Annotated in this window: 10 protein-coding genes and 1 pseudogene; 7 read left to right on the top strand and 4 right to left on the bottom strand. The window is 35.2% G+C overall.

The features are described 5' to 3' along the window. Nucleotides 1-57: 57 nt before the first annotated feature. The 3 genes and pseudogenes from QWY90_RS17655 to QWY90_RS17645 all read right to left on the bottom strand — a co-directional run. A complete protein-coding gene (locus QWY90_RS17655) occupies nt 58-588 on the bottom strand; it encodes a transposase (protein WP_290284064.1) in 531 nt (176 codons plus the stop codon). 407 nt (nt 589-995) lie between these two features. Beyond that, nucleotides 996-1,346: an IS110 family transposase gene (locus QWY90_RS17650; RefSeq protein ID WP_500683685.1), complete on the bottom strand. Its 351-nt coding sequence runs from the start codon at nt 1,344-1,346 to the stop codon at nt 996-998. A 208-nt stretch (nt 1,347-1,554) separates the two neighbouring features. Beyond that, a pseudogene (locus QWY90_RS17645) lies at nt 1,555-1,887 on the bottom strand (IS110 family transposase); the annotation flags it as partial. Between the two features lie 747 nt (nt 1,888-2,634). On the opposite strand from QWY90_RS17645, the gene QWY90_RS17640 reads away from it, so the two are divergent. Then, a complete protein-coding gene (locus tag QWY90_RS17640; protein WP_290284063.1) occupies nt 2,635-2,769 on the top strand; it encodes a hypothetical protein in 135 nt (44 codons plus the stop codon). Here the strand turns inward: QWY90_RS17640 and QWY90_RS17635 are convergent. Further along, entirely contained in the window at nt 2,749-2,895 is a 147-nt protein-coding gene (locus QWY90_RS17635; RefSeq protein WP_290284062.1) for a hypothetical protein, read from the bottom strand. The genes QWY90_RS17640 and QWY90_RS17635 overlap by 21 nt on opposite strands. A gap of 793 nt (nt 2,896-3,688) precedes the next feature. On the opposite strand from QWY90_RS17635, the gene QWY90_RS17630 reads away from it, so the two are divergent. From QWY90_RS17630 to QWY90_RS17605, 6 genes are all read left to right on the top strand, one after another. Then, nucleotides 3,689-3,865 (top strand): hypothetical protein, encoded by a 177-nt coding sequence (locus QWY90_RS17630; protein WP_290284061.1) that lies wholly within the window; start codon nt 3,689-3,691, stop codon nt 3,863-3,865. An 89-nt stretch (nt 3,866-3,954) separates the two neighbouring features. Beyond that, complete coding sequence (locus QWY90_RS17625; protein WP_290284060.1) at nt 3,955-4,209, top strand: hypothetical protein; 255 nt, start codon at nt 3,955-3,957, stop codon at nt 4,207-4,209. A 346-nt stretch (nt 4,210-4,555) separates the two neighbouring features. Continuing rightward, nucleotides 4,556-5,023 (top strand): hypothetical protein, encoded by a 468-nt coding sequence (locus QWY90_RS17620; RefSeq protein ID WP_290284059.1) that lies wholly within the window; start codon nt 4,556-4,558, stop codon nt 5,021-5,023. A gap of 78 nt (nt 5,024-5,101) precedes the next feature. Then, complete coding sequence (locus QWY90_RS17615) at nt 5,102-5,437, top strand: hypothetical protein (protein ID WP_290284058.1); 336 nt, start codon at nt 5,102-5,104, stop codon at nt 5,435-5,437. Continuing rightward, complete coding sequence (locus tag QWY90_RS17610; protein ID WP_290284057.1) at nt 5,415-5,792, top strand: hypothetical protein; 378 nt, start codon at nt 5,415-5,417, stop codon at nt 5,790-5,792. Before QWY90_RS17615 ends, QWY90_RS17610 begins: the two co-directional genes overlap by 23 nt. 382 nt (nt 5,793-6,174) lie before the next feature. After that, on the top strand, nt 6,175-6,537 hold the full coding sequence (locus QWY90_RS17605; protein ID WP_290284056.1) for a hypothetical protein: 363 nt from the start codon (nt 6,175-6,177) through the stop codon (nt 6,535-6,537). The last annotated feature ends 66 nt before the right edge of the window (nt 6,538-6,603 follow it).

Below are 6,603 nucleotides of genomic sequence, written 5' to 3'. Positions count from 1 at the left end.
TCTTCCTCGTACAATTTTTGATAAAACTGTTCAGATTTTTTATCCAACATCGTTCATTCATACCGATTGGTTGATTTTCCGCCAAACAAAGCTGAATTTACGCGCATCTGCTTCTATTTTTGTACCATCAATAAATATCGCTTCGTTTTCAATAACCTGATTGGTTATCAGCTGGCGACGAAATAAACAAAAGCCTCTGCTAACAGTTGTGCTGTTGTTTTTCTTGGCGACGAAAACGATTGATGGTACGGTAACGATTTGTTCATGATTAGCCAACCACCGCATCCGATAACTGTCTTCCAACAGAAATTCCATTCTTCTTCCTGAAAACAACTTTTTGTGGTATACGCATACACAAAAATGACTTTTTAACATCATTTTGGGATGGTAGGCTGGACGTCCAAGTGGTTGTTCTAGTTGATGAAACAATTTCTGTGGAATGGCTTCAACTAGCGAGTGAACGGCAAAGACAACATCGGTTTCGGAAATAAACTGATCCATATCTAGTGGTAAAGTTGTTTGATTGATGGTATAAATTTTTAAACATAAGAGCACACTCCTTTGATTTAGTTTCGACACTTTAATCATACTAGGTTGTGTGCTTTTTGTGTAGCCCAAAAGTGAAAAAAGCTCGTTTATTTCAGTCTATTTCCTTATGATGAGGAATAGAGAGGGCTCATACTTCCAGAATAAGCAGCCTCAAAAGCAACTGTGGAATTACGAGCTGTTTTATTGCTATTTACAGCTCGTTTGACGCCAGTTAGGAATGAAATCGGCTCGTTTCTTGCCGAGTTGCTTCCGGCTAGCTGCCTCTTCGTTGATAGTTGATCCCTCTTGTTTTTTAAACGGAACATTCTCTTTTTTTAGAAATCAAAAAAGTGAGGCAACAATCAGATGTATTTCTGACTATTTATACGAAAACTAAATTCGTAAAAAAACAAAAAAAGGCTACCTCCTACTTAATACGTAGTTAGCTGGAATTGGTCTAGAACGCTTTAGCAGCTACGCGTTAGAGTGTTCTTTCTATTTTGTAAATAACTTCCTCCAAGTTCATTATAGCGGGACTGATCGGAAAACATCCGATATAAATGATACGTAATAATAAATGAAACGGTCGCAACAACCGATTTTTTGTGACTTGCATTTCTTCTTATCCGAAAGAAAAATGCTTGGATTCGATTGGGTTTCCCTTGGGAAACGGCCAGTGCTCCTTGTGCTAAGACCTTCTTTAGATAAGAATTTCCTTTCCTTACACGTTTACTTCGTGTCTTTCCAGCACTTTGATTATTTCCTGGACTCGCTCCTGCCCATGAAGCTAAATGTCCAGCTGAGGGGAAAACAGACATATCTATCCCACTTCTGCGAGAACAACTGCTGCCGTCCTTCGATTGATTCCTGGGATTTCCTCTAAACGTTCTACGTATTCTTCATAAGAACGAGATAGTCGTTGATTGTTTCTTCGACTTCTACTAATTGTTTTTCTAAGCACTCAATTTGAGTGAGATGAAGAGACAACATTTACGATAATGAGGTGTCATAAATCCTTCCAGGGATTCAAGCAATTGAGGCACTTTCTGCGTAAGGTTGTATAGACACACTCGAGAATAAGCGTTTCTGTCGTATTGGTTTGTTTTCAATTAGAACATAAAGTAAGGCTCTGCCAGACTTTCCATAGATATCTTTAATCACTGAGGTTAATTTGATTCCAGCATTCTGCAATACCATGTGTCCTCTATTTTTTTCCCGATTCAACTCTTCCACTAAATGTTTGCGATAGCGGGTTAAATCTCTCAATTCCTGAATAGGTTTCTGGTGGCACAAACTTGTAGGAACGACTCCTAATCGAGTGAGACGAGCAATCCATTCCGCATCTTTCATATCTGTTTTTTTCCTGGAATATTTTTGATGTGACGAGGATTCGCCAACTGTAGTTCAAAATGATTTTGTAAAATTCGCCATACGCATTTCCAATAAGACACCCCGTTGCTTTCCATGCTTATGTGTGTGACTTCGTAAGAAGCCACCAATCAGATAAGTCAAAAAGACCACGAGTTGTCGTGTCAAAACTGCCAAAGAATTTTTCTGGGCATTTATTTCCTTCAGCAGAACGAATAATACAACGCAACAATTACTTTTTGATGGATGTCTAATCCAGCACAACAAGAACGAAAGACATCTTCCATTTTCAACATTCCTCCTTGAAAAAAAGTACAGAAGAGGCTATTCTACTTATAGAAACGATTTATTTTTATACGCAGGTTCTAGGACCTAATGATTGGTGCCAAATAAGTAGAATGATCTAGTTTGTCCCTCAAGGTTACTTGGAGAAGAACCTCAATAAGTCATCGACCTACAAGCCACTTCTGTCATCTCTAGTATGACAGGAAAAAGCCTGCAGGTCGATCACTTTATTTTCATTCTGTTTGGTGAGGGCGTTAGCCCTCATGGGTGTTTGTCCCACTCTCTTCTTTATGGTTGATTGAAAGGTATTTCAGATTAATTGCATAGTTTTTCAATTTCTATTCCAGCTTTATCCCACAAGTCATTCATCATATCATAATATTTATCCTCATAGATACATCGACAAGCATTTTAGTTTGATTCCCTACAGGTTCAAATATATACTGTTCAAACATGTTTGAAAATTCAGGAACTTCAGAATATTTCTCATCCTTCACTTCACCTAAGAAAGAGAATTTAATTTCTTTTTCTGGTTCAAAAACGATTACTTTAGCAACTAGTCCATTCTCAGTAACCATCACCAAATAAAATGGTTTCATTTAATCCCATATCACCAGTATAAGTAGATCCTACTTGGAAAGCAGCAGCCCATAATTTGTACTTATCACGATTAACAATAAGCTGCCAAGCATTTTCTGGCTTGCAATGAAGCATAAACTCTTTTTTTATGTGTTTCATTATAATTCCTCCTCTTGATATAGGTTCAAAAAAAGTTATTTTAATAAAATATTTTCAATTTTATTATAGTATAATATATTAAATTTTACTATGAATAGCTATTGCGATAACTGGATTAGATGAACGAACTTTCCTAGTCGTTTTTTGTGGGAAGACGATATAAAGAGAACCTAACTATAAGTATAAACTTGTAAAGAATTATGACCGTTTTGACCTGAACTTTTGAGGACGACTCTTCCTTATGAAATCGCATTGGATTCTTATAAATGTTACATAATAAGTGAGTGGGGTGTATTTTTCTGAGGGGAGCACTCTCGATATTTCTTGGTATTCATTCATCTGGTTATATAGGATTTTTATGAGCGTGGCACAAACAATTAGACCGGTTTATTTCAAAGAAAAAGTTGGTTGGGTTTCTTTCCACGATAAATAATTATTCTACCTTTTCAGATTTTATTACCATTTACATACTTTTTATAATTTTAATATTTTTTTATTTTAAATTTATATTGAATGAAGGTAGGTAAATAGTATACTATAGATATAAGCTATTTATAAAAAAGCAATTGAGGGAAGGGAGATACTTTTATAAATAGAAGCAGAGAATACATTAAATCAGATTGATTAGAACAGAACAGAAAATTAAGAAGGTAATTAGGAGAGGCTTACTCAATTGTAAGACTTATTTTTTTCCTTTAAAAAAGAAAAAAGCGCTTGTTATATTAGGGAAACAAGCATTTTTTATTGATAAAAGGGGAGTATTTATAATATGAAGAATAAAATGGTTGCGCTAACGATAATTTCTATGATGCTTTTGCAAATATTCAGTCCAGCTATTGTCTATGCACAAGAAGAATTTGAAAAAAATATTGAATCAGTTACCGTGGGAGAAGAGAAGAACGAAAGCTCAGACACTGGAACAAGTAACTCATCAATTGCCAAGTAGAAACTTCCAGAGACTAAGCAAGCTGAAAGTACAGAATTAGCTCCGGCTTCAACTGCTTCAACGCAAGTGGAAAAACAGCCAGCAATTCAATGAATGTAGTTGAACCAAAGGAAGAAGTAGCAGTCAAAAGCGCAACACAAGAGACAGCGCCAACAGTGATTACTGACAATCTGTTTACTTCTGTAAAACTATATAAAATAAACGGAGATGAGATTCAGAGCACAGATACGATTCCAAATATGTCAGGTATCAAGCTTAATTTAGTATTTTCGTTGCTAACAAAAATTACCACGCGGGTGATATATATTTACTACTCAATTACCAGCTCAAATTGCTATTGTTAAAAATTTATCTGGTGACTTTAGTCCAATGACTTCTGCAAAATGGGAGATTGATGCAGCAACTAAGAAATTGAAAATCACTTTTTTAGAAGACAACGTTGTGTCAGAAGAGTATAAGTTAAACTTGATTACCTCGCTAGAAAAGGTTTAATGGAATAGATGAAGAAGAACAAGTGGTTGTTTTTGATACAACGCCTATACCAACTACTTACAGACTTGAAACCACTTCTAGTATAGAAAAAGGTAAAAGTAAAACAAAAGTGACTTTAGGAACGATTAATCCTAAAACTGCAAGTATTGAATCGATCTTTAATCTAGATAGAACAGACCAAGACAACCGTGTTTTAAAGTGGAAACCTATAGTTCTAATAGTAAACTAGTTTTTGATTCATTACATGTGTATAAAAGTGATGTCGATTTTAATGGAGAGCTAGTTGGAACTAAAACGTTGCTTACAGAAGGTGCTGACTATCAGATAACTCAAAAAGGAATAGGTACTTATCAGGCGACAGCAGAAATAAAATTGACCAACAAGCTAGGGAAGAAAGCAATTTTCGTAGAATCTAAAATATCAGGGATAGATGGACCGTATTATATTAAAGAGGATGGCTCCTCCAGTGAAAGCAATTATTTTTATGGTTACTCTTATGTTTATGAAGAAGGAATAAACATTGCTAGTACTTATGATTCGAAATCTTTTGTTGCCGCTCAGCCCTTGAATGTTAGTGGGAAAATAAATAAAGAAACTGGCTATATTGACTGGATAGTTAAGTACAATTTTAATGAGCAACCCTTAACAAGTAGTTCAAAGTTTTAAAAATGGATTTAACTGAACAAGGTGTTGAATATGTGGAGGATTCACTAACTGTTGAAAAAGTCGGTATTCAATATACTAGTGGCTATACTTATAACGGTTGAAAACCAAGGGGATGGGGTTTCAGACTGGAATGTCTCTTTTGCATCGGATAGTTCTGGTTCAATAGAAATGTCTCCCAAAGGAAATTCAAATCAAGCATACGTAGTAAAATATTCAACAAAAATCACAGACCCAACAGAACGAATCATTACCAATAAAATTTCCGATGGCAAAAATTTGCAAGAAGCGAAAGTCAGCTTGATTCCAAATCTACTTCATAAAGAATCAGGAATAATTGATGTTTATAAACAGACGATGGAGTGGAGTTTAACCTCAATTCTGAAAATACTCAATGAATCATGCGATTGTTCATGACTATTTTATAGGACCCGTTGTTGATTATACTAGTTTAGTTGTGAAGAAGAAAATTTCAGATACAGTATTTGAAAATTTAATCGAAGGAACCGACTATAAAATCACCCAATTTGATGAGACAGGTTCGCCAGCTGGCGTTCAACCAAATGTCAACGGAGCACCTAGTAGCTTTAATGGTGGTGTCAGAATCGATTTTTTAGGAAAGTATGCAGAATTAAAAGATACACTGGTTATCACGATTAATACAAAACTAAACACTTCAAAGGAAAAAACAGAAGTCAAAAATAAAGCGACCTTAAATTACGGTGACGTACCAGGAGTTATTGAATACGAGGCAAAAGGAGAATTTTGTTAATCCTTATTATACAGGGGGAACAAAAATAGGGGGAACAACGTATTCAGACAGTCAATATTTGTATCAAAAACTGGCTAATTCTTGTTAATTCTAAAGGTAGTGAATTCATTATGACTAGTTTAAAAGATACTTTGCCAGCAAACAGTGAGCTAGTTCCTGGATCTTTAAGGTTTGAAGAAGTGACTAACCAGTAATGCTAGATAAGATGACCTCTTATTTGAGCTATGATTACAATCTTTTAGACCCTAGTTCAAATGCATACCCAACGAAAGTTGATACTGAAAATAACACTCTAAACTTGGAATTTGGTAAACTTGGATCAAAAGAGTTTATGTGAAGTACAAAACTCGTGTGAAAAAGGACTGGTATTTATATAAAGAGTTTGAACAACACGGTAGCTGTTCAATATGATGATAAGACAGTAAACTACAATGCTGTTGTCTATGCATCAAATTATGAGAATGCTTTAACTAAGCAGGTGAATAAGGATCCTAAAAAAGAGAATGTAGCCAATTGGACAGTGACAACTCGTAGTATTTCGAAAACAATGCCTGTAGAAAATCCAGTGATTAGTGATACCTTAGATAATAGTGGAACGAATGCCGCTTATGATCCAATCTCCTTTGTTGTGAAAAATGTCACGACCGGAGAGCGAATCAGCAGTGACTACTACCAGCTTAAAATTACCGGTAACACTTTTACTGTTACGTTTAATGATTATGTAGCAGAAGATATATTCAAATAACGTATAGTACTGTTAGCGAATTCCCTGGGTTAATTAAGAATACTTCTACAGTTTCTTCTCCTAGCT

Origin of the sequence: Flavobacterium paronense (assembly GCF_030409795.1) — a bacterium.
Lineage (GTDB): Bacteria > Bacteroidota > Bacteroidia > Flavobacteriales > Flavobacteriaceae > Flavobacterium > Flavobacterium paronense.
The sequence above is the reverse complement of the archived record's forward strand: the minus strand, read 5'-3'. Positions and strand labels throughout refer to the sequence as shown.

What these genes read in the sequence shown, in the direction of transcription:
- QWY90_RS17640 (WP_290284063.1), top strand. Translation starts at nt 2,635, where the DNA reads ATGTTTGAAAATTCAGGAACTTCAGAATATTTCTCATCCTTCACTTCA.
- QWY90_RS17610 (WP_290284057.1), top strand. Translation starts at nt 5,415, where the DNA reads ATGAATCATGCGATTGTTCATGACTATTTTATAGGACCCGTTGTTGAT.
- QWY90_RS17655 (WP_290284064.1), bottom strand. Translation starts at nt 588, where the DNA reads ATGATTAAAGTGTCGAAACTAAATCAAAGGAGTGTGCTCTTATGTTTA.
- QWY90_RS17635 (WP_290284062.1), bottom strand. Translation starts at nt 2,895, where the DNA reads ATGCTTCATTGCAAGCCAGAAAATGCTTGGCAGCTTATTGTTAATCGT.
- QWY90_RS17630 (WP_290284061.1), top strand. Translation starts at nt 3,689, where the DNA reads ATGAAGAATAAAATGGTTGCGCTAACGATAATTTCTATGATGCTTTTG.
- QWY90_RS17625 (WP_290284060.1), top strand. Translation starts at nt 3,955, where the DNA reads ATGAATGTAGTTGAACCAAAGGAAGAAGTAGCAGTCAAAAGCGCAACA.
- QWY90_RS17650 (WP_500683685.1), bottom strand. Translation starts at nt 1,346, where the DNA reads ATGTCTGTTTTCCCCTCAGCTGGACATTTAGCTTCATGGGCAGGAGCG.